A 24953-nucleotide genomic window follows, 5' to 3' on the forward strand; every position below is an offset into this window, starting at 1 on the left:
CTCCCGCACCGACCGAACCAGTCCGCACCGCATCACCGCCAGCGGACGCGCGCCAGCCACGGCGTCGATGCCTCTTCTTTCCTCACTTCGTCCGGTAGCTGGCCCGTCCAGTCCTGCCATCGCCTGCGCTCGCCTTGCCTGAGCGCCATTCCTCCACGCGCCTCGACGGGCGCATCACTTGTCCAAGGAGTTCAACCATGTCCACGATTCGTCTCAAGACCAATCAGCACCGCCTGATCGCCAACCTGCGCCATGCGTTCAACCAAGCCTCCATGCTGGGCGAACTGCTGCAGAACGCCCGACGCGCCCAGGCCACATACATTCATGTCACCGCATACGACGATACGCTGACCGTCGGCGACGACGGCACGGGCATTGCCGATCTGCAAACCCTCATCTACATCGCCGAGTCCGGCTGGGACGACGCGCTGATCGCCCGCGAGAACGCCTTCGGCCTGGGCGTGTTGTCCACGCTGTACTTCGCCCGGCGCCTGAGCGTGCGCTCCATCGATCAGGCCTTCCAGGCAGATACCGCAACCATCATCAGCGGCGGCGACGTCGAAGTGGCCCGCGCGCCGCTGTGCAACGGCACCGAGATCCGCCTGGAGGGCGTTGCTTCCCCGCAGGCGGGCTTGAACCTGGCCGAGTGGGTTCAGCGTGAGCTTGCGCGGCTGTGCAAGGCATTCCCCGTCCCCGTGCTGTTCAACGGCGTCCAGGTTGCCCGGCCGCTGGCCGACCCCTCCCTGCAATGGAGGCAGACCGCGATGGGCCGGGTGCTGCTCGATCTGTCCGCGCCGCGCACCCAGTGGCGCTGCTTCCTGCAAGGGCTGCCCATCGGCGCGCGACCCACGTTCAGCAACCACCATCAGGTCATCCTGCTGCGCGACGATCTGATCGCCCGGCTTCCGGATCGGCAGCATCTGCTGAACGAGACGGAGGACCACAAGCGCATCCAGGCCGCGATCGATCAGGCCTATCGCGAGGCCCTGATCGAAGCCAAGGTACGCCTGACCGGCAGCGAGTTCGTCGAACGGTATGGATCGACATGCCTGGGCTCCTCGAACGCCGACCTGCTCAACGACGTGCCATTCGCGCAGCGAAGCTGGTTCCGGGATTGGGCCGGCGAGCCGCCCGGCTACCGACGGTACTGGGAGCGCTACGTGCTTGAAGGCATTGTCCCCAAGGAGGCGCTCGAAGCCACCGGCGTCTGGCACGTCGAGGAAGATGTGGTCGACGAACTGGTGGCACAGGTCTATCTGGAGGCGCGCGAAGCCTTCCTGCTCGAGGAAGCCCACCTCGATCCCGGGCATTGGTTGAATGGCCTGGTCAAGACCGTCGATCCGAGCCGGATCGTCGTCAGGCAAGGGGCGACCCTGCATGAGGATGCCAATCCTCCGCTGGCCGACTATCCGCTGGTGCTGAAACTGGTCGAGACGCTTCAGGTCAGCCTGGAGGGCGAGCCGGGCGACTATACGGTCGAGGCCGTGCGCGAGGGCGAGACCCTCTACCTCACGCCTGGGGCAGATCAGGTCACGCGCTTCGTCTGCGACTACATCTTCGACGATCGCTACGACGAGAATCGCGAGGATGAGGACGCGGACGCTATCGCCACCTTCATCGCCGTGGGCCGTTCGCAGGATCCGGCCGCTGTCGTCAGCGCCTTGCTGCCGAACTCGCTGCGCCACAGTCCGCTGCAGCGGTTGGCCGGGGCGACCGTGCGCCTGGTGTTCGATGGTGAAGGAAAGCTGCAGGAAGTCACGTCCTGAGCCCATCGCATGAACGCTCCTTCGGGAGCGTTCTTTTTTCCGTTCTCGAATAGGGCGCCCCCGGCTCCCCATTCCGGCATGACGGCCGCCGCGATCCGGCTGAAGCTGCCACAACAGCGCGTCACCCTCAAGAACCTCAAGGTGGCCGAGTTCGCCAGCGAGGAAACGCTGTGCTTCACCGCCACCGTACTGTTCGACGGCCAAGCCATCGCCTATGCGAAGAACGACGGCCAAGGCGGACAGACTATCGTCTGGCCCTGCGTGCTCGGAGAACCCATCCGGGAACAGATTCGCCAAGCCGCCGCATATGCCGAGTCGCTGCCACCCGAGGTCACCGACTATCCCGACCCGAACGATGACAGCCGCCGGCTGACCATCGACATCACGCTGGACTATCTCGTCGATCCCCTGGCCGAGACGATGCACGCCGAACGCAAGATCCGATCGGCGTTTCAGCGCGACATCGGCAACAAGGTGCTGTTCGTGAAGGACGGCAAGCTGCTCTTCGTGAAAGGCGCCAAGCTCAAGGCCATCGCCGACAAGCCCGCCTACTTCGCGTCGCTGCGCGCCCGGCAGGACAAGCCCATCGTCATTCTGGCCGAGCTGCGGGCAGACGAAGCGTTCGCCCTGTGGCAGCAACACGTCGTCAAGGACGATCCATCCTGATCCGCCCGCGTCGTTGTGTGCCGATCCAAGCCCCGCTCCGCGGGGCTTTTTTCTCCCCGGGATGCGGCAATCGGGGCGCTGACGACTTCCCATTTCGGCATGACCGAGGCGCACCGCTCGACCGATGCTCGCTGACATGCGTCGCTGACCTCGTCAGCACCATGCCAGCAGCCAGGGTTCGAGGCTGCCGCGGGATTCCCCGCGATACCCACCAGTCCGCCTCGCATCGCACTGCGGACGAGCGTCCACGGACGCAGATGCCTTCGTGTTCAACCCCTCGGGAGTTCCATGCCCGTCGGGCCGTGGCCTCCCGGTTCCTTCAGCCAGGAGAACCCATGTCCCTTGCGTCCACATCGGCGCCGTTGAGCGTTGCACAAGCCCGTGCCGATTCCATCGGCTATCTCGCCCTGGTCTATGCGGACAAGCGCCTGCCCCTGCAGGTGCGTCAGAGCGCCGCCGGCCACTACATCGGCACCGCCGACGACGACGGGCCGGTCTCTCGCGAGTCCGTCGAGTACTTCCGTTCCCACCACGCGGCAGACCACGCCCTGGCGACGGGGCGTTGGCAGCAGCGTCTCCATCCCTGACCTCCAACCATCCGGAGCACTGTCATGAACCTGTCTGTTTCTATTCCCCCTGAAGTCATCGACCAGATCGCGATGGAAGACCGGCACTTCGCCGCGGCGCCCGAAGCGTTCTTCCAAGCCTGGAAGCGCGGCGCGGAAATCGCCGGTGCCGAGTGGTTCGGCGACGGCACACGCGAGGGGCTGCAGCGTGCCACCAGCAAGTGGGATCTGCGGCCCAACATGCTGCTGCTCAACGACGCCCTCGGTGTCCTGAGCAGCGGTCAGCGGATGTTCCTCTCCGCGATGGTCAGCTTCTACAACTCTCGCGAAGGCGGCGCGATGCTCAAGCGTTGCGGCTTCGAGGGGCTGTCCGACTTCGGCGGCCTCGACCTGGAGCGGCGCAAGGTCATCGCCGACCTCACGCTGCACTACAACGGCTGGTAAGCCGACCCCGGCATACCTCCGACTTTCCTTTCCCACCCCTAGAGGGACATGCGTCCCGACCGGGGCCATGTCCCTCCATTTTCTCTAGGAGCGAACATGACCCGACCCGCATCCATGGCCGTCGTCCTCGAAGGCGGCCTCGTACAAGCCCTCCTGGTCCAGGACTGGCCTGCACATGTCCCGCTGCCACGCGTCGCCGTGGTGGACTACGACACCGAAGGCGCCGACGACGACGAGATCACGCACTTCCTGATCGGCGGGAAGCCGGAGGAGGCGGTCTGCCGCAGCGACGTACCGGAGGTGTACGAACACCTCACCGACGCGCTTTCTCCGCTCGCTGTCCTGACGGCACTGGGTGACCCGCCGCCGGATGACGACGGCGAACCGCCACTCGCGCTCGCGCAGAGCGTCCGCAAGAGCATCCTCGACCTCGACGCTCGTATCAATCAGTCGGAGCAGCCGCCCACCGGCGACGACTACAAAGAGCTCTACGTCCTCGCGAACTGCGGCCTGATCGATGTCCTCAAGGCACTGGGAGACCCCACCGATTTCGGTGAGTGATCCAGCGCCTTTCCACCCGCCCGTCGTCATACGGCGTCGGGTCTTTCCCCTGCGGATGCCATGTCCGCACGGGCTGGCTCCGCTTCATCCTATCCGGAGCCAACCCATGGCAAACAACTACTACGACGCTACCGGTGTGCTCGTGCTCGACCGGGTAACCCCGGTCATCCGAGCGCTCTTCGGCGGCTTCAACCTCGACGAGACCTATCCCGGCAACGGCAAGGTCTACATCGCGCGCATTTCCGAGAGCAACGACCCGCAATGGGACGACCTGCTTGAAACCCTCACGGAGCTGGCCGACCAACTGGGCCTTGCCTCGCAGGCCATCGGCGACGAACCGCCCACGGTCGCATCGGTCTTGAGAGCGCTGTCGCGGCATTTCGGCACCGACAACAGCGAAGCGCTGAACCAGCTCATCGACAACGACCCGTTCGAGGATCCGGTGGATCTGGATGTGCTGTTCCTCATCGCCACGCATTTCGATGACGGCCACAACCTGGTCGAACTTCACATGCAAGGCTGCTGGCACTGCAGCAAACCCCGCCTGTTCGAGTTCGGCGGGGATGGCCGCTTTCTCAGCCGGGAACTCAGCCTGTTCAGCACGTCCGAGCATGTCCTGTATCTGGGGGGCGATCTGCGCAGGGCCCTGCTGGCCAATGACATCCAGGCCAGCGCCACCCAGATCGCCCAGGAAACGCTCGACCTGCTCTGCGCCATCAGCGACGACCAGTTGCGCAAGCAATTGCATCGACGCGTCATCTGGCACCTGATCGAAAGCCTCTCCGACCACAGCGCGGAGTAACTCGCTACCACTTCATCCACCCGCCGGGGTTCAATCCCCGGCAGGGGATTGGCTCGGCCATCCTCTGCTGGAGAAATCCCATGTCGAAAACTGAAAATCCTTTCGCCCGTGGCTACCACGATTTCGAGATCCGGCGCGTTGTCGTCATCAGCTACGACGACCGCCATCCTCAGACCTTCCTGCCGCTGCATCCGTCCCAAGCTCATCTTTCCGACGACAAGGTGGCATTCCAGGCATGCGTCTTCAATGACGACTTTGCGCTGATCACCGAAGGGCAGAGCGTGGCATCCGAACTCGATGCGCTTTGCGGCGGCAGCGGAACGGTCCAGGCCGTGTTTCACAGCGTCTACGGTCGAACCGTCGAGCGCGGCTTCATGCATGTCGGCGACAGCTACACCTTGGAGGCTGCACAGGAAGTGGTGCGCAATCTGCGATTCGAGACCGGCTTCTACAGCCGGTGCTGGGAGATCAGTTCCGCGCACATCACCGAGGAGGCTGGCCGCTATCTGGCCGAACTGGCCGACATCGCGACGCCGACCCGCTTCCTGTTCATCGCCTTCCGCATTCCGTACAGCCCCGCGATCGGCGTGAAGCTGATCGCTACCCCCTGGACGGACGAGAACCTGCAGATGGTCGATGGTACGACCGCGGAGCGGTTGCGGCAGGAGCATCGGAAGAAGGGCATGCCCGAATGCCTCGTCGAGGTGCTTCACCTGGCCGCGCTCGCCGACGTGCGCATGCTGGTGTTCGACGCCGATGCGCCGGTACTGGATGGCCTGCCGGTGTACGACTGGTAGTTCCCGCCACTCCCTAGAGCACCCACCGTCCTTGCGGATCGGCCGCCCGCAAGGGGGTCGATCCGCTCTTTTTTAGGAGTATCCCCATGTTCCATTCACAACCGACACCCGGCTCGCACGACCCCGGACGCATATCCCCTCCCAACCAGGCCTTGGACGCGCTGCTGATACGCCTGGGAACCACCATCCGCGACCTGTGCCAGCGCCAGGTCGACAAGCATCGGTCTCTCGACAACCTTGACCTACCCAGCATCGTCGATCACCTCCTGCGCGATCATGGTGCAGAGACGGACTTCGATCAGCAACTCATCGCCTGCATCAACGCCATGTGCCAGAACGATGCCATGGGCCAGACCCTGGCGTTCCTGCGCAATGACGGCAAGCTGCACATGCGCCACATCAACACACTGGATCTTCTAGGCCCCGGCCTCGATCGCTACGAGATGGTGTTGTTCGATGGCGGCAACAGTCACGGTGACCGCTGGAAGCATGTGTTCTTCCCGGCCCAGCGCATGCACTACTTCGTCTACGAGGATCTCTGACCCTTCCCACCGCCCCTCCACAGAGGGGCTTTTTTTGGCTGCGTGAAACCAATACGGGAACGGGCGGATTCGATTTGCGCCAGACACTGAGGCCATCGCCTCGCCATTCTGGCGGCATGTTCGCTGGCGTTGCCGGCAGCATGCCCAGGCAGTCGAGACCTTCAAGACTGTGGCGCGGGTCTCCGTGCCGGTTGTTTGTCCTCGTCGGACGCATACCGCGTCCATTCACCCCCCAAGGGATCTTCCTCCCTTGCGGGCGGGAGTCCCTTGCATTTCTTCAAGGAGTCTCCCATGGACCGTACCGCTATTCGCAACCAGATGGCCACGCTCGTTGCGGGTCACGTCCCGCGCAACGTGCGTTCGTTCAAGTTCCGCTTATTCGACAGCCAGCCGCAGGAATCCACCCTCGGATTCGTGATCGATCCCAAGCCTTTCGACGGCAAGGTGGTGGCGATGACCGATGACGCCATCGTTCTCAAGACCTCTCGTGCCGAGTTCGCGGTGCTGGACCGCGACCTGGTGACCGTCGTCCCCGACGAAGGCGCCAAGGTGCACGTCCAGCCCTACGCACGGCGCCGCTTCGACGGCCTGCGTGCGGACACCCCGGAAGAGCGCACCGAGTACACCTCCGATGGCAAGCCGTACACCATCCAGACGCACATCCTCGGTTCGGCACCGGCCAAGCTGCCCATCCCCGAACCCAAGTGCCCCGAACTGCACGACCTGATCCAGCAACTGGAGGAACTGCCGGCGCCCGACCGCTTCCGGAAGATCACCCACATGCTGGTCGATGCCGGGGCCAAGGACTTCAGCTGGGTCGATCCGGCACCGGCCAAGATCATCGAGACGCCTCCGGCGATCAGCTTCTCCGTCTCCACGACGAAGTTCGAGGGTCGGGTCACCGTGCTCTACGACCGTGCCGGCGACGTGTATGTGATCGAACTGCATCAAGGCAATGAACTCATCGAGCGCATCGACGAGGTGTACTTCGACAGCCTCGGCGAGGTGCTGGCGCGTCGTATCGACGACGGTCGCTGGCGCCAGATCCAGGTGACCGTCCTGGAGCAGGCCAAACGCACGCGCAAAGCCCTCTCGGCGTGATCCGCCGGGCTGCGGCTTTCGCGGCCTTCCTTCCATCCAATCTTGAGGAGATTTCTCCATGTCCCTGCGATTCAAGGGGGTCGATCTGCGCCCGGTGTTAGCCGAAGCAGTTGCCAACCAGTGCCGCGTCGTCCTCGCCAAGGACCAAGGCGCCTACTTCCTCGCCGAGCGCGGTGAGCGCCTTCCCGGCGGACGCCAGAAGCTGATCGCCTACGCGGTCGGCTGCAACCCCGACGTCGATCCGTTCGACGACTGGTGGGCGCTGGTGAACGCCGAACTGGGCGGCGATGATTTCGGGGAGTTCTTCGACATACAGGACGGCGTATTCGCCCGCATCCTGCACAGCGAAGACGACCTGGAGTTGTCCGCCACCGAGACGCACCTGTCCCTGCAGGCGGTCCCGGCCATCTCCAGCGCACGGTAGCGCCTGCCACCTCCATCCAGCCCCCGCTCGCGGGGGCTTTTCTTTGGGGGCGCGGGCAGTGCGTGCATTCGGGAAAAAGGGAGGGCACCGGATGCCGATTCATCGCTGCCTGTCGTTCGCCACCGTGCCACGCTGCTGCCATGTTCCGCTGATCTCGGTCAGCGACATGCCCAGGTAGCCGGATCTTCAAGGCTACGGCGCGGTTCCGACCGCGTTGATCATCCCAGTTCGCACCGGCATCCATGCGCGAACGCCCATCGGCAACGATGGTGATGCCACAAGCGTTCCTTCAACCCGCGCGGGGGTTCCACACCTCCCCGCCAGGGTCGGGTGTGTCTCCGCATCTTTGTCATCTGGAGATCATCATGACCACGTCCACCGAAAAAACCTACTTCGACCTGCACATCACCGGCTTCGGCTACCTCAATCGCATCCGCGAGGTGAAGCCCAAGAAGGGGTCCCCCTTCCTGGCCTGCGACATCGCAGCACTCAACGGTCCCAGCGACGACGTGTCCTACGTGCGTTTCGACACCCGCGTTTCCGGCAACGAAGCGCAGCACCTGGTCCGCCGCTGCGAGGACGCCGTCAAGGCCGAAAAGAAGGTCCTGATCGGCTTCCGCCTGGGCGACCTCTGGGCCGACGTCTTCACCTACACCAAGGGGAAGCGCGTCGGCGAACAGGGGGTGAGCTTCAAGGCCCGCCTGCTGTTCATCTCTTGGATCAAGGTCGATGGCGAGCTCGTCTACAAGGCCGAGCCCAAGCCGACCGACTCCGACGAACGCGAGAGCGACGTTTCGGCCCCCTCCGAAGCGCCGGCCCCGCAGGAAGCTCCGGCCCAGGCGTCCCCCGCGCCGGCCGCTGAAGCCCCCGTCGAGGCCCCCGAACTGGCGGCCGCCGAGTCGTTCTGACCCGCTGATCCACAAGGCCCCGTTCTCCGGGGCCTTGTTCTTCTCCCCGCAGCCATCCGCCACCGGCCATTCGCGCCGATGGCGGACGGCTGTTCCTTTATCCGCAGGAGCCCACCCATGATCACCCTCCCAGGCCAGTTGGCCATCAAGACCATCCACGGCAGGAACGGCGACTTCAACGTCGGCCGCCTCGCCACCTCCATCGGCGAGTTCGTCGTGAAGAACGCCGAACTCGACCAGTACGACGAAGGCAAGTACGAGGGCGATTTCGTCATCGCCGAGATCCGGCCGTCCACGTACCACGCCAACGGCCGCATGGTCATCGAAATCCGCGCCTTGCTGGGCGGAATGACCTTGTCCAACGTCGATGCCCTGAGCGGGGACGAAGCCCGGCAGTTGAGCCCGCAGGAAGTCGACCCGATCGACGAAGAAGCGCAGGCCCCCGCGCCGGCCAAGGCCAAGGCACCGGCCAAGGCGAAGTCCCGCGGCCCGCGTGATCCGCTGGTCGATACCACGCCCTTCGGCAGCGCCACCACAGCCCCCGTCACCTCCGAGGCTTCGGCCGAGGCGGACGACGCGGCGCTGTTCGGCACGCTCTGGCCGCTGGACGAGATCGTCAAGCTCGATGCCACCGTCGATCGCCGCGTCCTGCGTCAGCAGCGCGACCGTCTCGGCATGCTGGGCTACACCTTCGAGCCCTTGTCCCAGGACTGGCATCTCGCCAAGGCCTGATCCACCCGTCGCTTCGGCGACGTTCCACCGCCCGCCGGGGTTCTTCCCTGCGGGGGAGGACTCCGGCTACTTCTTACTGGAGGCTTCCATCATGTCCATGATCGCTTGCGATACCCCTTCACACCCCATCGGGGATCCCCGTTCCGCGCTGGATGAACCCGCGTGGCAGGCTGTCTGCAAGACAGCTGCCGAGCACGCCCAGCGTGGTTGCGGCCTCGCCTGGGAGCACTGGGTCACGCTTTTCAGCTCGGAGATCGACATGCAAGTCAGTCGGTTGCCGGAAGACCAGCGCGCTCATGCCCTGGAAATCGCAGCCCAGGAATGGGACTACGCAACGCCTGCCGAGCGGCAGGAAACCCAGGACTGGCTTGCCGAAAACGGCTGCTGCTCCCACGGCATCACCTTGGGCTGCTGCCCGGCCGGTTGCGGCTCGTACTGAGAACCGGAACCTGGCTCCATCGTCGCTCAGGCGGCATTTCACCACCCGCCGGGGTTCTGCCCCGATGGGGAAGCTCCGGCTCCTTTTCTTCAGGAGACCCTCATGGGCTGGTTTTTCTCACCGCAATCCCGATCCGAGCTGATCGCGGAACTGATCCAACCGCAGGAAACCGAACGCGCCAGCGTCAAGGTCGTTGCCCACGCGCTGCGCGGCAACGTCCTGTGGTCCGTCGCCGAAGTCACCGCCAAGGTGGAAGGCGTGCATCGGAATCTCGCCCCCGGCCAGTCCCTTCGCTACATCCGCTGCGATCTTCTGGAACGCAGCGGCGGCGAATGGGGCTACAAGCCGATGGAGGAGGCCATGCACCCGTACTACTACTCGTGCCCGGCGTCCTATCTCGACATGGCACCGGAGCAGTCCCGCGAATGGCGCGAGGGCGTGCGTGCGTTCCACGCGCGTCGGCGAACGCCCACGATGCCGGCAACGGTACGTGTGGCTTGAGCCTGGGAGAGACGACATGGATCCGATCCTGACTTCGCTCCCGCCCTCGCTGCTCGCTTACGTCGAAGTGCAGCTATCCAACGACGAGGTGTCTTCCGATGAGGAGATGCTCGACGACTTCGTCGCCAACGGCCTTACCGAGGAGCAGGCACGGCAGGCGCTGACCTACCGCGACCTCTACCTCAACAACATCTACCTGGACGGCTTCACGCCGATCACCGCGGCAGACGCGCCCCTTCACTTCAACCCGTACACCCGGCAGTTCGAGCCGGACTGAGCGGTTCCTTCTCCACCCCACGGGGCAGCACTGGCCCCAGCGGGCGGTGCTGTTCCCCTTCACCGAGGACATCACCATGCCTGCTGAATCATCCAAGACGCTGTACCGCATCGACGAGTGCCCGGACCTGATGGCCGACGCCTGCGTCGGTGACGACCAGGGCAACCTGATCTTCCTGTCCATCTGGGCGCGTGACACCGCCGTCCAGGAGTTCCTCGCCCGCCTCACCCTTGGGCGCGACGAGCAGGGACTGGACCAGCTCCACGTCATCACTCCGGAAGGCGGCTCGCTGCCGCTGTTCGTCGGCAATGTCGAACGCCTGGAGAAGCGCACCACACGCGCCTACCGGCGCACGCTGTTCGGGTCGCTTTCCAACGTGTGGCTGTTCGACAAGCGCTGCGTGCGGCCGGACAAGGCCAACGCCAGCGCACTGGCGCTGCTGCCCCGCGACTCCACGCACCGGCTCGACCGGTTGTGGACGCTGGTGCAGGACACCTGCCCATTGCCTTTGCTCGACCACTGGCGCGCGACCGTGCTGGAACTGTTGCAGACCCGCCAGATGCTGGCTGGCCTTCCGTTCGCCCTCGGGCCGCTGGAAGGCCACCGGCTCGCCATCGACGTGCCGGCGCTGACCCAGGCGCTGGGTTCTCTGATCCGCAGTGACGTGCTGACCGCCTATCCCTATCCGGCCAGGATTTGGACGCCGGAAGCGGTAGCGGCTTGACCCTCCCGCGGAAGTACGCCCCGGCGTGCTTCCGCTTTTTCATCCCCGCCAACCTGGAGATTTCAATGGCCCTCATGTTTCCGCGGCTTGCCCGCAACTTCGTGAAGAACGGGTACTTCCCCACGGATGAACCCACACTCGAAAGAGCCCTCAACGCACTGGCGCCGGCAAACGGCCCGATGTGCATCCTCGATCCCTGCGCCGGCGAAGGCGTGGCGATCGCCGAGGCCGCCCATGCCCTCGGGCGCGCGCAGGCCAAGGCCTTCGCGGTCGAGTACGACGCCGAGCGGGCACGCCATGCCCGCAACCTGGTCGATTACTGCATCCACGGCGACCTCATGGACACGCTGATCTCCCGCCAGACCTTCGGCCTGCTGTGGTTGAACCCGCCCTATGGCGACCTGAGCAAGGACGTCAACGGCAACATCGGCTACCAGGGCCAGGGCCGTGCCCGGCTGGAGAAGTTGTTCTACCAACGCAGCTTGCCGCTGCTGCAATACGGCGGCGTGCTGGTCTTCATCGTGCCGTCCTACGTGCTCGATGCCGAACTCGTCGGTTGGCTCACCCGGCACTTCGCCGAACTGCGCATCTACCAGGCGGTGGACAAGCAGTTCCGGCAGGTGGTGATTTTCGGTAGGCGCATACGCCAGCGCGACCAGGCATCGGAAGCGGTCAAGGCCACGCGCGCTCTGCTGCTGCAGATCGGGCAAGGCGATGCCGAAGCGGAGGAACTGCCGGCCGAATGGCCGTTCCTGCCGTACACCGTCCCCGCGGCGCAAGCCGAGCCGGAGCACTTCTACCGCGTGACGATGGAGCCGGAGCAGTTCGCCGATGAAGTCGGCCGGCTGCAAGGGCTCTGGCCGTCGCTGGACACGCACCTGGGTGCCGCGCAGAAAGCGCTGCGGCCTCCGGCGCGTGCGCTGTCGCACTGGCATCTCGCCCTGGCCCTGGCCGCGGGCGCGATCTCCGGCGTGGTGCGCTCCAAGAGCGGCCGCGTGCTGGTCGTCAAAGGGGATACCCACAAGGAGAAGACCCTCCAGACCGAGTACACCGAGCGCGACGATGGCTCCGTGGCCGAGACCCGCATCCTCACCGACAAGTTCGTGCCCGTCATCCGCGCCTGGGACATGACCCCCGACTCGTCCACGCGAGGCGAGGTGCTGACCATCCGCTGATCGCGGCTCATCCACGACGGCTCGCCGTCGATTCCATCCACCCAACGGGGTCACTGCCCCGATGGGGGCGTGGCCCGATCCATCCCCACAGGAGTAGATCCCATGGCCAACGACGTTCGTGACCGCTATCGCAGGCGTCTGCTGTTCCCGATCGGGGCGTTGATTTTCAGCGAAGGCATCGACCATCTGATGCGTGAAGGCCGGCTCGACCCGATGCCGTACTTCCAGCGCCACACGCAGGGCGACTGGGGCGATATCCCGGATGAGCAGTGGCAGCAGAACAACGCTGCGCTGACGTCCGGCGAGCGCCTCGACTCGCTCTACATCGTCACCCGCGAGTTGAACATCCGCGTCATCACCGAAGCCGATCGCAGCGCGACCCGCATCGTGCTGCCGTCCGAGGACTGACCTCGGGACGGTAGCCGCTTCCTCCAGACGGGCCGCCAGCGCCTGTTCCGTACTCATCCACCCAACGGGGTTCCGTCACCCCGCCGGGGTGCCGTGGCCCCTTCATTCTCCAAGGAGCACACCATGGCAACCCAAGCATCTCCCGTCACCCAGACCCCGACCCGGCGCTTCTCGCCCGGCCAGACGGTCATGACCCTCGGCGTCGACGAACTGGTCCGTCAGGGCCGGCTCAACCCGGTGCCGTACCTGCGCCGCCACCTCGGCGGCGACTGGGGAGACCTCGACGACAGCGACCGGCGCCAGAACGACGCCGCGTTGAAGTCCGGCGAGGATCGCCTGTTCTCGTCCTACCAGGTCACGCCCGACCTGAAGCTCTGGATCATCACCGAGTGGGATCGCAGCGTCACCACGCTGCTGCTGCCCAGCGAGTACTGATCCTCTCCACGCACGACGGCCACGCCGTTCTTCTCTTCCCACACCGGGGCATGTCATCGCCCCGTGGGGGTGGTGCATGCCCCAACTCATTTGGAGCATCACCATGTCCCTTGATCTCGAAACCGCCGCCGCGCAAGTTGAGTCCGCGCAAGGCGAACTGCTCGACGCGGAACCATCGCCTCTTACCCTGAGCCTTCAGGATTTCGTCACCGAGTTCGGCGACGAACTGCTCGATTCTCTTAACCGCGCCAACCCGCCGGTCTACACCGGCACGCCGAAGGCGCATCGTCAGCTTCTCCTGGCCGGCCTCAAGCGCCAGTTGTTTCCGGCGCAAGCCAACGTGGTCCATGCTGCCGCCGAGCTGCTGGTCGATCGCGGCGAACGCGCCGCCATCGTCAATGGGGAGATGGGTTGCGGGAAGACCACCGTTGGCATCGCCACGGCCGCCGTCCTCAACGCCGAGGGCTACCGTCGCACCCTGGTTCTTTCGCCCCCGCACCTTGTCTACAAGTGGCGGCGCGAGATCCAGGAGACAGTGGCCGGCGCCAAGGTCTGGGTGCTCAACGGCCCGGACACGCTGGTCAAGCTCATCAAGCTGCGCGAGCAGCTTGGCGTGCAACCGTCCGGTCAGGAGTTCTTCGTCCTGGGCCGCGTCAGGATGCGGATGGGCTTCCACTGGAAGCCTGTCTTCACCCAGCGGCGCACCCGCCACGGCGACGTGGGCGCGTGCCCGGACTGCGGGCACGTCATCACCGACCTCGACGGCGAGCCGGTCAACCCGATCGAACTCGAAGCCGAGGAGTACCGCCGCAAGTGCAGCCATTGCGCCGCACCGCTGTGGACGCTGATTCGTCCGAGAGGCCTGTCCGCCAGCGACCAGTCCTCCACTGTGCTCAAAGCGCTGAAGCGTATCCCGACCATCGGCGAAGTCACCGCGCAGAAGCTGATGCAGAAGTTCGGCGACGCGTTCCTCGCCTCGATGCTCGGCGACAACATCCATGAGTTCATCAACCTCATGGATGGCGACGGCGAACTGGTCTTCTCGGACCGCCAGGCGCACCGGATGGAACGGGCGATGGCGAACATGGAGTTCGGCTTCGGCGAGGGCGGCTACCAACCCTCGGAGTTCATCAAGAGATACCTTCCGCAAGGCACGTTCGACCTGCTCATCGCCGACGAGGCACACGAGTACAAGAACGGTGGCAGTGCCCAAGGCCAGGCCATGGGCGTGCTGGCGGCGAAGTCGCGCAAGACCTTGCTGCTCACCGGAACCCTCATGGGGGGATACGGTGACGACCTTTTTCATCTGCTGTTCCGCGCCTTGCCTGGGCGGATGATCGAAGACGGCTACCGGCCGACCAAGGCCGGTAGCATGACCTCGGCCGCGATGGCGTTCATGCGCGATCACGGGGTGTTGAAGGACATCTACTCCGAGAGCACGGGCACCGCGCACAAGACCGCGAAAGGCACGAAAGTCAGTGTCAGGACGGTCAAGGCGCCGGGGTTCGGTCCGAAAGGGGTGCTGCGTTGCATCCTGCCGTTCACGATCTTCCTCAAGCTCCGGGACATCGGCGGCAATGTCCTCCCGCCGTATGACGAGGAGTTCCGCGAGGTGGCGATGGACCCGGCGCAAGCCGCGGCCTACCGCGACCTCTCCGGGCGACTGACGGCCGAGTTGCGCCAGGCTCTGGCACGGCGCGACACAACGCTGCTCGGCGTGGTCCTCAACGTGCTGCTGGCATGGCCGGATTGCTGCTTCCGCTCGGAGGTGGTGACGCACCCACGTACGCGCAACACCTTGGCATTCGTCCCGGCTCAGTTCAACGAGTTGGAGCTGATGCCCAAGGAGCGCGAGCTGGTCGAGATCTGCAAGCAGGAGAAGGCGGAAGGTCGCAAGACCCTGGTCTATTCGGTCTACACCGGCACGCGGGACACGACGTCGCGGCTCAAGGTGCTGCTGGAGCAGGAAGGTCTGAAGGTGGCGGTCTTGCGCGCGAGCGTGGAGGCCTCCCGCCGGGAGGACTGGATTGCCGAGCAGCTGGATCGCGGCATCGATGTGCTCATCACCAACCCCGAGCTCGTCAAGACGGGACTGGACCTGCTGGAGTTCCCGACCATCGTCTTCATGCAGAGCGGCTACAACGTCTACAGCCTGCAACAGGCGGCCCGGCGTTCGTGGCGCATCGGCCAGAAGCATCGGGTGCGCGTGATCTACCTGGGCTACGCCAACTCCTCGCAGATGACCTGCCTGGGGCTGATGGCCAAGAAGATCATGGTCTCGCAGTCCACCTCGGGCGACGTGCCCGAGTCCGGGTTGGACGTCCTGAACCAGGACGGTGATTCCGTCGAAGTGGCGTTGGCCCGGCAACTGGTCGCCGCCTGATTCCACAAGCGCTTCGCGGCGGCCCCCGGGCCGCCGCTTCATTCCTCTCCCAACCGATGCGTCCATGCCCCTCGCGGACATGGCGTCATCGCTTTATCTCTCCAGGAGACTCTCATGAATGACAACACCCAATCGACCGCCGATACCGTCAAGGTTCGCCTGATGCTGGACGTGACCTACCTACTCAACGGAGAAGTTCTTGATGACCTTCTCTTTCATTTGCACCAGCAGTGCATGCGCGCCATCGGCGATGGATTGCTGACCGGCGGAAGCAATGCGCAGGTCGAGCAGTACGAAATAGACGTGTCCACCCGACCGATCCCACTGTCCGAAGCCGAGATTGCCGACTTCATGCGTCAGCGCATTGAGGACGGCAACCTCTCCGCCGAGGACATTCCAACGCGCCTTGCACGCTACGGTCTGATGACCCCCGACGACTTCGTTTCCGAGATGCGCGAGCGCATGGAAACGACGTTGGACGACTGAAGACCAGGAGCCGATCCATGAAGGACTTTCGCATCGCGGTTGCGTGCCGCAACGCTTCGGGCATGGCCGACATGCCCGTCTTCACCGTCACCGCCACGGCCGGGGAATACGACCTGGGCATCCACTACACGAAGGCCGAGGCATTGGCCGAGGACGCAGGCTATGGAAGGCCCTTCGTCTGCTTCGACGGCACAGAGCAAGGCGCCATCCTGGCGGCGGCCCGGACACTGGACCTGGTTCCCCAGGTCGTCGTGATCGACATGACCGAAGGGCTGGTGCATTCGGTGTGTTGCGACGCCGGCGAGATCAAGGTGATCTGCTACGACGAGAGCGACACCGAGGAAGCCTCCGATGCCGTGGCCGAGCACCCCGTCGGCGAGAACGGCCAGTCCGTCAGGTGCTGGGCGCACATCCAGATCGCTGACATCGATCCAGGGCTGGTCAAGGCCCGCGACTGATCACTGCATCCCTCACTACAACGGCCCTTCGGGGCCGTTTTTTTCTTCCCGCGGGCACGCGCAGAAAGCGGGTGTGGCGCGTGCCATTTTCCCGGCTGACCCCATCGGCCCGTGCAGCGATCGTGTGGCCTGAACGCTTTCAGGAGTCCGGTCGATGTCGCTGCCTTTCTGCTCCGCGCCGCTCGCCATGTTGCGAATGGCCGCTTGTTGCCTCGCAGTCGGCCTGCTCGGTGCAGGCTGTGCGACGACCACGACCAAGGGCGCGCGGATGGATGTCGCCGAGGCCCCGATCATCGTTCCGGAGCCGGCCTTTGAGGCGGTGCCCGTCGTGCGCTACGGGCGCTACACCCTTGTGGAACTCGTTCCCGATAGCGCGCAACGCGATCTGCTGCTCCAGATCGTCGATGTCTCGATCCCCGACACCCTGCACGCGACCGTTGGCGATGCGCTGACCTACGTCCTGCTCCGCTCGGGCTACCGCGCCTGCAGTGGCGGCGGCGCGTCCGTGTTCCGGAGCATGCCTTTGCCGGCCGCCCACTACCGCCTCGGCCCGCTGATGCTGCGCGACGCGCTGCTGACGCTGGCCGGGCCGGCCTGGGATCTGCAGGTGGACGACGGCGCGCGCCAGGTCTGCTTCGTCCAGGCCGTCCCGCCCGTGCCCTTCATCGACCCGCCATCGCCCTCGGCGCCGGCCGGCGAGCCGGTGGTCGAGGTGTTCCCGATCCCGTCGGAGGGCCAGCCATGAACACGGTGCCGCGAGCGGGTGCTCGCCCGACCTTGATGCGCGCGGCCGCGCTGACCTGGCTGGTGCTCATCAGCGCAGCGACGGTGGTCAACCACGTCGCGCTGTCGCGCCTGGCCGAACAGACGGCCGACGCGCCCCACGCATCGCGCGTGATGTCGCTGGAGGAACGCCTGTCCGGGCTGGAGCAGCAGATCCAGCAACAGGGCCAGCAGCCGCCCGCGCTGGCTCAGGCGCAGTACGCCGCCGATCGCCAGCGATTGGAACAGCGTCTTGCCGCGATCGAACAGGCCGTGGGCGAGCGGTTGCCGCTCGAAGGCCTGCAGCCGCTCGAAGCCCGCATCGCCAAGTTGGAGGCGCGGCAGGAACGCGCGCGGACCGCTCCCGCCGCGGCCTCGCGGCCGCGTGCGCCACAGGCATCGGCGCCCAAGCCCACGGAACCGCCGTTCACGGTGACGGCCCTGGAACTGCGCGGCGGCGAGCGGTTCGTTTCGATCCTGCCGACCGGTGCGGCGGCGGTCGGCCAGGCGCGCCTGCTGCGCACGGGCGAATCGGAGGCCGGTTGGCTGCTTGAGGCCATCGATGGCCGTGTCGCGGTGTTCCGCAACGGCAGCGAGGTTCGGCGCCTGGCGCCGTCGAGGGACTGATGAAGCCCGCCGTCCTCACACTTTTCATGGTCGCCGGCCTTGCGACCTGGGGCGCTCCACAGGCGATCGCGCAGAACCCCCGCAGCGCGATGCCGACCGAGAGTCCCAGCCAGCAACGGCCGGCGGCCACCACCCACAGCGAGGAGCAACTGGCGCGCGACTGGGGACTGCGCGCGGAGGAGTGGGCCCGCTACCAGCAACTGATGCAGGGTCCGCTCGGCATCTCGTCCCCCAACCTCGATCCCTTGACCGCGTTGGGCATCGAGGCGCGGTCGGATGAAGAGCGCCGCCGCTACGCCGAGCTGCAGGTGCAAGCCGAAGCACGCCGCGTCGAGAAACTGCTGGCGTACCAGCGCGCCTATGACGCGGCGTGGCAGCAGTTCAACCCGACCCTGCGGCGCGTCACGCTGCCCGGCGCCAGCGCGGCCGCGGCGCCCGGCGTTCCGCAGGGCTCGGGGCGCACCGCGGTGTTCGTCAAGGACGCCTGCACGACCTGCGACCAGACCGTGAGGCAGTTGCAGGCCTCCGGCGCCGAGTTCGACATCTACGTTGTCGGCAGCCGGGCCGACGACACGCGCATCCGCGAATGGGCGCGTCGCGTCCAGATCGATCCCGCCCGGGTGCGCAACGGACGCATCACCCTCAACCACGACGGTGGCCGTTGGCTGTCCATCGGCCTGCAGGGCGACCTGCCCGCCGTCGTGCGACAGGTCGACGGGCAATGGCTGCGCCAGCCCTGATCCTGGCGCGCGTCGCGCTGCTGCTCTTCGGCGCCACGCTTGCCGGCATCGCTTCGGCACAGGAAGTTCCGCCGCCGGCCTATCAGCTCGCCGCCCAGCGCGCCGGCATTCCCTCGACCGTGTTGTATGCCGTCGCGCTGCAAGAGAGCGGCGCCAGGATCAACGGCAGGCTGGTGCCCTGGCCCTGGAGCCTGAACGTGGCCGGCGCGTCGCGTCGCTACGCCAGTCGCGCCGAAGCCTGCGCCGGACTGCGCAACGCCCTGCGCGACGTGCCACCGACCCGCATCGATGCCGGCCTGGGACAGATCAACCTCGGCTACCAGAAGCATCGCTATCGCCAGCCCTGCGACGTGCTCGACCCCTACGACAACCTGCGCATCGCCGCCGAGATCCTGCGCGAGCAGCACAGCCCCGGCGAGGACTGGCTGCTCGCCATCGGCCGCTACCACCGGCCGGCCGGCGGCGCACCGGCCGCGCGCTACCGCCGCAGTGTCGATCAGCACCTCGCGCGCGTGCTCGGCCGTGGCCAGCTGGACGCCGCTACCCGGAGGGCGCTGCCATGACGGCGGCCCGGCATGCCGGCCCGGTGCCGATGGGCAGGCAGACGCAGCACCTGGTGAGTGTGAGCGGGGGCAAGGACTCCACCGCCACCTACCTGCTCGCGCTCGAATCGGGCCGGCCGTACCGCGCCGTCTTCGCGGACACGGGGAACGAGCACGAGCTGACTTACGAGTACGTCGCCCGCCTGCACGAGCGCACCGGCGGGCCGAAGATCGAGACCGTCAGGGCCGATTTCACGCGCCAGCTCGCCATCCATCGCGAGTACGTGCTGCGCGAATGGCCGAAGCAAGGCATCGACGATGAGATCGTGCAGGAGGCGGCGCGGCTCCACGCGCCCACCGGCAATCCGTATCTCGACCTGTGCATCAGCAAAGGCCGGTTTCCATCGCGGATGGCCCAGTTCTGCACGGGCGAACTCAAGGAAATCCCGATCACGACGCAGATCGTCGGGCCGATGCTCAAGCGTGGCCGGGTGCTGCAATGGCTGGGCGTGCGCGCCGAAGAGAGCGCGCACCGTGCGCGGCAGCCCCGGTTCAATCGCCACGAGTCCGGATCCGTGCTCTGGCGGCCGATCTTCCGCTGGAGCATCGAGGACGTATGGGCGCAGCACCGCCGCCATGGCCTGCGGCCGAACCCGCTGTACGCGATCGGCATGCGGCGCGTCGGCTGCCTGCCGTGCATCAACTGCAGGAAGGACGAGCTGCGCCGCATCGCGGATCGCTTCCCCGCGCACATCGACCGCGTCCGGCGATGGGAGAACGTGGTGTCGGCGGCCAACAAGCGCCGCTCGGCCACCTTCTTCCCGGCCGTCACCGATCCGACGGACGCCGACCGTCCCGGCACCTACTCGCGCATCGACGCCCTGGTGGCGTGGAGCCGCACGACCCACGGCGGCAGGCAGTTCGCCCTGTTCTTCGACGAACAGCCGGGGGGCGGATGCACCTCCGACCTCGGCCTGTGCGAGACGGCGCCACACGACCCGGAAACCGCTGCTGCCAACGCCTGCACAGCGCCGGCATCGGCCACCCAACCCGCCCTGGAGGAATTCCCATGACGCGCCGCTGCTTCCGCTTCCCGTTGTATGGCCTGGTGTCGATCCTTGCGATGCCGGCGGCGCTCGCACAGTCACCCGCGCTGATCGTCGTGGACGACTATGGCGGCGCGTCCGCGCTGCCGTACTACGAAGCCCTCGACCTCCAGCCGCGCCGCGACCAGGCGCCACCGCGCATCGAGGTGCCGCGTGCGCCGCCCGGGCGTTCGGCCGAGGCCGCCATGCTCCCGGTGCGCTCGCCGACGCTTTCGCCCGGCGACGTGGCCCGCCGGGTGATCCAGGCGCCCGGGCTGAAACCGCTGTTCCTGATCGGCGACGACGACCGCTCGCGCGCCTGGCTGCAACAGCGCGCCACGATCCTGCGCGATCTCGGCGCGGTGGGCATCGTGGTCAACGTGGAATCGGCCGGCGCGCTCGCCGCGCTGCGCGGCGCGGCAGATGGCCTGACGCTGGTTCCGGCGCCCGGCGACGACCTGGCCCGGCGCCTGGACCTGCGTCATTACCCGGTGCTCGTGACCTCCACGGGCATCGAGCAGTGAAACGCCGGCCATGGCGCAGCCGCACACGATCGAGGTGCTGCTACGGCCAGCCGTGGAGCTATATACCGTTGCCGTGTGCGCGGCCGCCGCGCTTCTGTGCATGGTGGCACCGTGGTCGCTCGCGCTGAATCCACTGCTCGGCTTCGGTAGCGCGCTGGCCTTCGCCGCGTTCGGCGCGGTCCGCTTCCGCGACGCCATGGTGATCCTGCGCTACCGGCGCAATATCCGCCGGTTGCCGCGCTACGTGATGACGAGCCGCGATGTGCCCGTCAGCCAGCAGCGGCTTTTCATCGGCCGGGGCTTTCTCTGGGAGCAGCGGCACACGCACCGCCTGGTCCAGACGTACAGGCCGGAGTTCCGCCGCTACGTCGAGCCCACGCCCGCCTATCGCGCTGCCCGCCGGCTGGAGGAACGGCTGGAGTTCGCGCCGTTCCCGCTGTCGCGCCTGGCCAGGCTCACGGCCTGGGACATCCCGCTCAATCCGGTGCGCCCGCTGCCGCCGGTCGGCGGGATGCCGCGCCTGCACGGCATCGAGCCGGACGAAGCCGATGTTTCCCTGCCGCTGATCGAACGGGTCGGCCACACGCTGGTGCTGGGCACCACGCGCGTGGGCAAGACACGCCTCGCCGAGTTGCTCATCACGCAGGACATCCGCCGCAAGGTCAATGGCGAGCACGAGGTCGTGATCGTCCTGGACCCCAAGGGCGACGCGGATCTGCTCAAGCGCATGTACGTCGAAGCCAAGCGCGCGGGCCGCGAAGGGGAGTTCTATGTCTTCCACCTCGGCTGGCCGGACGTGTCGGCGCGCTACAACGCGGTCGGTCGCTTCGGTCGCGTCAGCGAGGTCGCCACCCGCGTCGCGGGCCAACTCTCCGGCGAGGGCAACAGCGCCGCGTTTCGCGAGTTCGCATGGCGCTTCGTCAACATCATCGCGCGCGCCCTGGTGGAGCTGGGCATGCGGCCCGACTACATGCTGATCCAGCGGCACGTGGTGAACATCGACGCGCTGTTCATGGAATACGCGCAGCATCATTTCGCGCAGCACGATCCCAAGGCCTGGGAGGTGATCGTGCAGCTCGAAGCCAAGATCAACGACAAGAACATCCCGCGCAACATGATCGGACGCGAGCGCCGGGTGGTCGCGCTCGAGCAGTACCTCTCCCAAGTGCGCGTATACGACCCCGTGCTCGATGGCTTGCGCAGCGCCGTCCGGTACGACCGCACGTACTTCGACAAGATCGTTGCGTCGTTGCTGCCGCTGCTGGAGAAGCTGACGACCGGCAAGATCGCGCAGCTGCTGGCACCCGACTACGCCGACCTGAACGACCCGCGCCCGATCTTCGACTGGATGCAGATCATCCGGAAGCGGGCGATCGTCTACGTGGGCCTCGACGCGCTGTCCGACACGGACGTGGCCGCAGCCGTCGGCAACTCGATGTTCGCCGATCTCGTCTCCGTGGCAGGACACATCTACAAGTTCGGCATCGACGACGGGCTGCCCAAGCACATGGCCGGCAAGCCGCTGCCGATCAATGTCCATGCGGACGAGTTCAACGAACTCATGGGCGCGGAGTTCGTGCCCCTGATCAACAAGGGCGGCGGCGCGGGCATGCAGGTGACCGCCTACACGCAGACCCTGAGCGACATCGAAGCGCGCATCGGCAACCGGGCGAAGGCCGGCCAGGTGATCGGCAACTTCAACAATTTGATCATGCTGCGCGTGCGCGAGACGGCGACCGCGGAACTGCTCACCAGGCAGTTGCCCAAGGTGGAGGTCTACACCACCACCGTGGTCAGCGGCGCGACCGACAGTTCCGACATCCACGGCCCGACGGACTTCACCAGCAATACGCAGGACCGCATCAGCACCCAGAGCGTGCCGCTGATCGAGCCATCGCACGTCGTCGCGCTGCCGAAGGGCCAGGCATTCGCGCTACTGCAGGGCGGCAATCTCTGGAAAATCCGCATGCCGCTGCCGGCACCCGATGCCGACGAGGTGATGCCCGAAAACCTACAGCAACTGGCCGGCTACATGCGCAGGAACTACGCCGACGCAGGCGACTGGTGGGAGGACCACGGCTTGCCCGGCCTGCAGAACCAGTCCCTGCCCGATGACCTGCTCGAAGGGTTCCGGCAGGCCTCGGAAGCCGAGTCCGGTGGCGACGGCGACGAGGCCCGGCCGTGAAGGATCCAGCCAACACCGCCCAGCGCCAGCAGACCCAGAAGCGCGGACTGCTCGCGAACCTCGTCACCTTGCCGCTGCGGCTGCTCGGCGTGCTGATCGGCTCGCTGCTGCTGTCGATCGTCATCGAGTGCATCGGCATGCACCTGTTCTGGCCGGACCAGGGCTGGCGCCACTCGCAAAGCATGTTGCAGTACGAGCTGGACCAGCTATCGAGCTACTTCACGCGCAGCGCCCTCGTGCAGGAGCCCGGCCGCACCGCGCACTGGCTCGTCGATACCGCCTACCAGTGGATCTTCGTGAAGACCGGACTGCTCGACTGGATGAGCAACGCCTCGGCCCAGGCGCGCGCACCGAGCCACGAAGCGGCCAGGGACTTCCGCTACTACCTGAGCCAAGTCTATGTCTGGACCGAGAGCTACCTGATCGCCGCGGCGTTCACCACGCTGACCTTCATCGTCAGGCTGCTGGTGCTGTTCCTGACGCTCCCGCTGTTCCTGATGAGCACCTTCGTCGGCTTCGTCGACGGGCTGGTGCGGCGCGACGTCCGCAAGTTCGGCGCGGGCCGGGAGTCCGGATTCATCTACCACCGCGCAAAGGCCTCGCTCATGCCGCTGGTGGTGCTGCCGTGGATCGCCTACCTGGCCTTGCCCATCAGCTTGCATCCGCTGCTGATCCTGCTGCCGAGCGCCATGCTGCTCGGTGCGGCTGTCTGCATCGCCGCCAGCACCTTCAAGAAGTACCTGTAGCGCCTCCTTTGGATCCCGGAGTCAGCCATACCTGACCGTCGCCCGCGTTCGACCTCGAACGGCAACAACGCGGTCGTCTCGTGTTGCGCATTCATAGCGGCGCGATCGGCAGCGCGCCGAGAGCATGTGGCCATTCCTCGTGATTCGCGGTTTGGCACATGCCGATGTCCTTCTCTCCCTCCACCGACTGGCGCTGCATCTTCGGGTTCCTCCTGGCGCTGTGCCTGTGCCTGGGCATTCCGGCTCCGGCCCGCGCCGATGACGCGACGCCCGAGCGCGCCCGTCTCGCAGCCGTGCTGCGTCACGTGGATGCGATCGACCGGCTGGTGGAGGAGGCCGGGGTCTCGCGCGAAGAGCGCGCCCGCTACCACTTCGACTACGCCCGCCTCACGGCCGACCTGGCGCGCGTGCGCGCCGGCATCGGCGACTACCTGAGCCCGCCCCGCGCGCAGCCGCGCGATCCGGCCGAGTTGCTCGGCGACTACCGCCAGCCCACCCCGGCGCCGCGCGTGCCGGAGGCCGCGCCATGAACGCCGCGCAGATCAGCGCCTTCCAGGCGAACGGCGGGTTCGCGCCCGCGGCCGTGTCGGTCGTGCTGGTCGGTGCCGTGTTCGCCGTCCTGCTGGTCTGGGGCGTGTGGGCCATGCGCACCGCCTACACCGGCTGGGCCGAGCAACGCCTTTCCCAACGTCAGTTCCTGGGCGTCGTGGTGCGCTTCATCGCCATGTACCTGGTGCTGACCTTCTTCCTGCTCTCGTAACTCGCAAAGGTCGCCATCATGAACCCGCTCGCCCGTCTCTTCCGTTCCCCCCGCGCTGCGCGCCTGGCCGCGCTGCCGATGCTGTTCGCACTCGCCCCGCTGGTCCAGGCGCAGGGCCTGCCCACGATCGAAGACCCGTCCCGCGGCACGGGCTCGGGAATCATGGACACGCTGCGCAACTACGGCTATGACATCGTGCTGCTGATCGCGTTGCTGGTCGTGGCCTCCATGTTCGTGGGCGTCTGCTACCACGCCTACACGCGCTATGCCGAGATCCACACCGGTCGCGCCACGTGGGGCCAGTTCGGCCTGACGGTCGCCGTCGGCGCCATCCTGCTGGTCGTCGGCATCTGGCTGCTGACCGAAGCCACCGGCATCCTCTGAAGG

Annotated in this window: 33 protein-coding genes; all 33 read left to right on the forward strand. The window is 66.3% G+C overall.

The window, feature by feature from the left end; all coding sequences use genetic code 11:
* The first annotated feature begins 197 nt into the window (after positions 1-197).
* Complete coding sequence (locus tag E6C76_RS12370) at positions 198-1766, forward strand: ATP-binding protein (protein ID WP_136348534.1); 1569 nt, start codon at positions 198-200, stop codon at positions 1764-1766.
* A gap of 9 nt (positions 1767-1775) precedes the next feature.
* On the forward strand, positions 1776-2432 hold the full coding sequence (locus tag E6C76_RS12375; RefSeq protein WP_456320493.1) for a hypothetical protein: 657 nt from the start codon (positions 1776-1778) through the stop codon (positions 2430-2432).
* Between the two features lie 362 nt (positions 2433-2794).
* Positions 2795-3019, forward strand: a complete 225-nt coding sequence (locus E6C76_RS12380; protein ID WP_456320494.1) for a hypothetical protein — start codon at positions 2795-2797, stop codon at positions 3017-3019.
* A gap of 24 nt (positions 3020-3043) precedes the next feature.
* On the forward strand, positions 3044-3442 hold the full coding sequence (locus E6C76_RS12385; RefSeq protein ID WP_408003483.1) for a hypothetical protein: 399 nt from the start codon (positions 3044-3046) through the stop codon (positions 3440-3442).
* 96 nt (positions 3443-3538) lie between these two features.
* The gene (locus E6C76_RS12390) at positions 3539-4003 is read left to right on the forward strand and encodes a hypothetical protein (protein ID WP_136348536.1); all 465 of its coding nucleotides are present in this window, start codon (positions 3539-3541) and stop codon (positions 4001-4003) included.
* A gap of 106 nt (positions 4004-4109) precedes the next feature.
* Positions 4110-4805 (forward strand): hypothetical protein, encoded by a 696-nt coding sequence (locus E6C76_RS12395; protein ID WP_136348537.1) that lies wholly within the window; start codon positions 4110-4112, stop codon positions 4803-4805.
* 80 nt (positions 4806-4885) lie between these two features.
* The gene (locus tag E6C76_RS12400) at positions 4886-5602 is read left to right on the forward strand and encodes a DUF5983 family protein (protein ID WP_136348538.1); all 717 of its coding nucleotides are present in this window, start codon (positions 4886-4888) and stop codon (positions 5600-5602) included.
* Positions 5603-5688: 86 nt separating this feature from the next.
* Positions 5689-6144, forward strand: a complete 456-nt coding sequence (locus tag E6C76_RS22750) for a hypothetical protein (RefSeq protein ID WP_230976256.1) — start codon at positions 5689-5691, stop codon at positions 6142-6144.
* Between the two features lie 291 nt (positions 6145-6435).
* On the forward strand, positions 6436-7245 hold the full coding sequence (locus tag E6C76_RS12410) for a GTPase (protein ID WP_122228750.1): 810 nt from the start codon (positions 6436-6438) through the stop codon (positions 7243-7245).
* Positions 7246-7303: 58 nt separating this feature from the next.
* Entirely contained in the window at positions 7304-7669 is a 366-nt protein-coding gene (locus tag E6C76_RS12415) for a DUF3085 domain-containing protein (protein ID WP_122228749.1), read from the forward strand.
* A gap of 365 nt (positions 7670-8034) precedes the next feature.
* Positions 8035-8577: an STY4534 family ICE replication protein gene (locus E6C76_RS12420; RefSeq protein ID WP_122228747.1), complete on the forward strand. Its 543-nt coding sequence runs from the start codon at positions 8035-8037 to the stop codon at positions 8575-8577.
* 117 nt (positions 8578-8694) lie between these two features.
* The gene (locus E6C76_RS12425; RefSeq protein ID WP_122228745.1) at positions 8695-9309 is read left to right on the forward strand and encodes a DUF3275 family protein; all 615 of its coding nucleotides are present in this window, start codon (positions 8695-8697) and stop codon (positions 9307-9309) included.
* 91 nt (positions 9310-9400) lie between these two features.
* Positions 9401-9748, forward strand: a complete 348-nt coding sequence (locus tag E6C76_RS12430) for a hypothetical protein (RefSeq protein ID WP_122228743.1) — start codon at positions 9401-9403, stop codon at positions 9746-9748.
* Positions 9749-9850: 102 nt separating this feature from the next.
* Positions 9851-10249, forward strand: a complete 399-nt coding sequence (locus tag E6C76_RS12435) for a hypothetical protein (protein ID WP_136348539.1) — start codon at positions 9851-9853, stop codon at positions 10247-10249.
* Between the two features lie 16 nt (positions 10250-10265).
* The gene (locus E6C76_RS12440; RefSeq protein WP_136348540.1) at positions 10266-10526 is read left to right on the forward strand and encodes a hypothetical protein; all 261 of its coding nucleotides are present in this window, start codon (positions 10266-10268) and stop codon (positions 10524-10526) included.
* A gap of 76 nt (positions 10527-10602) precedes the next feature.
* Positions 10603-11250 (forward strand): hypothetical protein, encoded by a 648-nt coding sequence (locus E6C76_RS12445; RefSeq protein ID WP_136348541.1) that lies wholly within the window; start codon positions 10603-10605, stop codon positions 11248-11250.
* A gap of 53 nt (positions 11251-11303) precedes the next feature.
* The gene (locus tag E6C76_RS12450; RefSeq protein WP_408003485.1) at positions 11304-12425 is read left to right on the forward strand and encodes a DUF6094 domain-containing protein; all 1122 of its coding nucleotides are present in this window, start codon (positions 11304-11306) and stop codon (positions 12423-12425) included.
* A gap of 102 nt (positions 12426-12527) precedes the next feature.
* Entirely contained in the window at positions 12528-12833 is a 306-nt protein-coding gene (locus E6C76_RS12455; RefSeq protein ID WP_122228735.1) for a hypothetical protein, read from the forward strand.
* 123 nt (positions 12834-12956) lie between these two features.
* Complete coding sequence (locus E6C76_RS12460) at positions 12957-13268, forward strand: hypothetical protein (RefSeq protein ID WP_136348543.1); 312 nt, start codon at positions 12957-12959, stop codon at positions 13266-13268.
* 103 nt (positions 13269-13371) lie between these two features.
* Complete coding sequence (locus tag E6C76_RS12465) at positions 13372-15651, forward strand: helicase-related protein (RefSeq protein WP_168734330.1); 2280 nt, start codon at positions 13372-13374, stop codon at positions 15649-15651.
* A gap of 114 nt (positions 15652-15765) precedes the next feature.
* The gene (locus tag E6C76_RS22440) at positions 15766-16137 is read left to right on the forward strand and encodes a hypothetical protein (protein ID WP_230976257.1); all 372 of its coding nucleotides are present in this window, start codon (positions 15766-15768) and stop codon (positions 16135-16137) included.
* Between the two features lie 17 nt (positions 16138-16154).
* Positions 16155-16595 carry a hypothetical protein gene (locus E6C76_RS12475; protein ID WP_136348545.1) on the forward strand — a complete coding sequence of 147 codons (441 nt, stop codon included), beginning with the start codon at positions 16155-16157 and terminating at the stop codon, positions 16593-16595.
* Positions 16596-16749: 154 nt separating this feature from the next.
* Complete coding sequence (gene pilL2 / locus E6C76_RS12480; protein ID WP_230976258.1) at positions 16750-17340, forward strand: PFGI-1 class ICE element type IV pilus protein PilL2; 591 nt, start codon at positions 16750-16752, stop codon at positions 17338-17340.
* Positions 17337-17984 (forward strand): hypothetical protein, encoded by a 648-nt coding sequence (locus E6C76_RS12485; RefSeq protein WP_136348546.1) that lies wholly within the window; start codon positions 17337-17339, stop codon positions 17982-17984. Before pilL2 ends, E6C76_RS12485 begins: the two co-directional genes overlap by 4 nt.
* Complete coding sequence (locus E6C76_RS12490) at positions 17984-18724, forward strand: TIGR03759 family integrating conjugative element protein (protein WP_122228727.1); 741 nt, start codon at positions 17984-17986, stop codon at positions 18722-18724. Before E6C76_RS12485 ends, E6C76_RS12490 begins: the two co-directional genes overlap by 1 nt.
* Positions 18706-19287, forward strand: coding sequence for a transglycosylase SLT domain-containing protein (locus E6C76_RS12495; RefSeq protein ID WP_136348547.1), 582 nt, complete (start codon positions 18706-18708; stop codon positions 19285-19287). Before E6C76_RS12490 ends, E6C76_RS12495 begins: the two co-directional genes overlap by 19 nt.
* Complete coding sequence (locus E6C76_RS12500; RefSeq protein ID WP_136348548.1) at positions 19284-20339, forward strand: phosphoadenosine phosphosulfate reductase domain-containing protein; 1056 nt, start codon at positions 19284-19286, stop codon at positions 20337-20339. Before E6C76_RS12495 ends, E6C76_RS12500 begins: the two co-directional genes overlap by 4 nt.
* Positions 20336-20875, forward strand: coding sequence for an integrating conjugative element protein (locus tag E6C76_RS12505; RefSeq protein WP_136348549.1), 540 nt, complete (start codon positions 20336-20338; stop codon positions 20873-20875). Before E6C76_RS12500 ends, E6C76_RS12505 begins: the two co-directional genes overlap by 4 nt.
* Before the next feature lie 10 nt (positions 20876-20885).
* Positions 20886-23060, forward strand: coding sequence for a type IV conjugative transfer system coupling protein TraD (gene traD / locus E6C76_RS12510; protein ID WP_136348550.1), 2175 nt, complete (start codon positions 20886-20888; stop codon positions 23058-23060).
* Positions 23057-23806, forward strand: a complete 750-nt coding sequence (locus tag E6C76_RS12515; protein ID WP_136348551.1) for a TIGR03747 family integrating conjugative element membrane protein — start codon at positions 23057-23059, stop codon at positions 23804-23806. The genes traD and E6C76_RS12515 overlap by 4 nt, the downstream gene beginning before the upstream one ends.
* A 164-nt stretch (positions 23807-23970) precedes the next feature.
* Entirely contained in the window at positions 23971-24336 is a 366-nt protein-coding gene (locus tag E6C76_RS12520) for an integrative conjugative element protein, RAQPRD family (protein ID WP_136348552.1), read from the forward strand.
* The gene (locus E6C76_RS12525) at positions 24333-24566 is read left to right on the forward strand and encodes a TIGR03758 family integrating conjugative element protein (RefSeq protein WP_122228713.1); all 234 of its coding nucleotides are present in this window, start codon (positions 24333-24335) and stop codon (positions 24564-24566) included. The genes E6C76_RS12520 and E6C76_RS12525 overlap by 4 nt, the downstream gene beginning before the upstream one ends.
* An 18-nt stretch (positions 24567-24584) precedes the next feature.
* Entirely contained in the window at positions 24585-24950 is a 366-nt protein-coding gene (locus E6C76_RS12530) for a TIGR03745 family integrating conjugative element membrane protein (RefSeq protein WP_136348553.1), read from the forward strand.
* Positions 24951-24953 lie beyond the last annotated feature (3 nt).

The sequence above is a fragment of the Pseudothauera nasutitermitis genome (assembly GCF_004801295.1).
In the GTDB taxonomy this organism is placed as follows: domain Bacteria; phylum Pseudomonadota; class Gammaproteobacteria; order Burkholderiales; family Rhodocyclaceae; genus Pseudothauera; species Pseudothauera nasutitermitis.

Bases quoted from the DNA above. Each gene is read 5' to 3' on its own strand.
- E6C76_RS12370 (WP_136348534.1), top strand. From the start codon at position 198: ATGTCCACGATTCGTCTCAAGACCAATCAGCACCGCCTGATCGCCAAC.
- E6C76_RS12375 (WP_456320493.1), top strand. From the start codon at position 1,776: ATGAACGCTCCTTCGGGAGCGTTCTTTTTTCCGTTCTCGAATAGGGCG.
- E6C76_RS12385 (WP_408003483.1), top strand. From the start codon at position 3,044: ATGAACCTGTCTGTTTCTATTCCCCCTGAAGTCATCGACCAGATCGCG.
- E6C76_RS12390 (WP_136348536.1), top strand. From the start codon at position 3,539: ATGACCCGACCCGCATCCATGGCCGTCGTCCTCGAAGGCGGCCTCGTA.
- E6C76_RS12395 (WP_136348537.1), top strand. From the start codon at position 4,110: ATGGCAAACAACTACTACGACGCTACCGGTGTGCTCGTGCTCGACCGG.
- E6C76_RS12400 (WP_136348538.1), top strand. From the start codon at position 4,886: ATGTCGAAAACTGAAAATCCTTTCGCCCGTGGCTACCACGATTTCGAG.
- E6C76_RS22750 (WP_230976256.1), top strand. From the start codon at position 5,689: ATGTTCCATTCACAACCGACACCCGGCTCGCACGACCCCGGACGCATA.
- E6C76_RS12410 (WP_122228750.1), top strand. From the start codon at position 6,436: ATGGACCGTACCGCTATTCGCAACCAGATGGCCACGCTCGTTGCGGGT.
- E6C76_RS12415 (WP_122228749.1), top strand. From the start codon at position 7,304: ATGTCCCTGCGATTCAAGGGGGTCGATCTGCGCCCGGTGTTAGCCGAA.
- E6C76_RS12420 (WP_122228747.1), top strand. From the start codon at position 8,035: ATGACCACGTCCACCGAAAAAACCTACTTCGACCTGCACATCACCGGC.
- E6C76_RS12425 (WP_122228745.1), top strand. From the start codon at position 8,695: ATGATCACCCTCCCAGGCCAGTTGGCCATCAAGACCATCCACGGCAGG.
- E6C76_RS12430 (WP_122228743.1), top strand. From the start codon at position 9,401: ATGTCCATGATCGCTTGCGATACCCCTTCACACCCCATCGGGGATCCC.
- E6C76_RS12435 (WP_136348539.1), top strand. From the start codon at position 9,851: ATGGGCTGGTTTTTCTCACCGCAATCCCGATCCGAGCTGATCGCGGAA.
- E6C76_RS12440 (WP_136348540.1), top strand. From the start codon at position 10,266: ATGGATCCGATCCTGACTTCGCTCCCGCCCTCGCTGCTCGCTTACGTC.
- E6C76_RS12445 (WP_136348541.1), top strand. From the start codon at position 10,603: ATGCCTGCTGAATCATCCAAGACGCTGTACCGCATCGACGAGTGCCCG.
- E6C76_RS12455 (WP_122228735.1), top strand. From the start codon at position 12,528: ATGGCCAACGACGTTCGTGACCGCTATCGCAGGCGTCTGCTGTTCCCG.
- E6C76_RS12460 (WP_136348543.1), top strand. From the start codon at position 12,957: ATGGCAACCCAAGCATCTCCCGTCACCCAGACCCCGACCCGGCGCTTC.
- E6C76_RS12465 (WP_168734330.1), top strand. From the start codon at position 13,372: ATGTCCCTTGATCTCGAAACCGCCGCCGCGCAAGTTGAGTCCGCGCAA.
- E6C76_RS22440 (WP_230976257.1), top strand. From the start codon at position 15,766: ATGAATGACAACACCCAATCGACCGCCGATACCGTCAAGGTTCGCCTG.
- E6C76_RS12475 (WP_136348545.1), top strand. From the start codon at position 16,155: ATGAAGGACTTTCGCATCGCGGTTGCGTGCCGCAACGCTTCGGGCATG.
- pilL2 (WP_230976258.1), top strand. From the start codon at position 16,750: ATGTCGCTGCCTTTCTGCTCCGCGCCGCTCGCCATGTTGCGAATGGCC.
- E6C76_RS12485 (WP_136348546.1), top strand. From the start codon at position 17,337: ATGAACACGGTGCCGCGAGCGGGTGCTCGCCCGACCTTGATGCGCGCG.
- E6C76_RS12490 (WP_122228727.1), top strand. From the start codon at position 17,984: ATGAAGCCCGCCGTCCTCACACTTTTCATGGTCGCCGGCCTTGCGACC.
- E6C76_RS12495 (WP_136348547.1), top strand. From the start codon at position 18,706: ATGGCTGCGCCAGCCCTGATCCTGGCGCGCGTCGCGCTGCTGCTCTTC.
- E6C76_RS12500 (WP_136348548.1), top strand. From the start codon at position 19,284: ATGACGGCGGCCCGGCATGCCGGCCCGGTGCCGATGGGCAGGCAGACG.
- E6C76_RS12505 (WP_136348549.1), top strand. From the start codon at position 20,336: ATGACGCGCCGCTGCTTCCGCTTCCCGTTGTATGGCCTGGTGTCGATC.
- traD (WP_136348550.1), top strand. From the start codon at position 20,886: ATGGCGCAGCCGCACACGATCGAGGTGCTGCTACGGCCAGCCGTGGAG.
- E6C76_RS12520 (WP_136348552.1), top strand. From the start codon at position 23,971: ATGTCCTTCTCTCCCTCCACCGACTGGCGCTGCATCTTCGGGTTCCTC.
- E6C76_RS12525 (WP_122228713.1), top strand. From the start codon at position 24,333: ATGAACGCCGCGCAGATCAGCGCCTTCCAGGCGAACGGCGGGTTCGCG.
- E6C76_RS12530 (WP_136348553.1), top strand. From the start codon at position 24,585: ATGAACCCGCTCGCCCGTCTCTTCCGTTCCCCCCGCGCTGCGCGCCTG.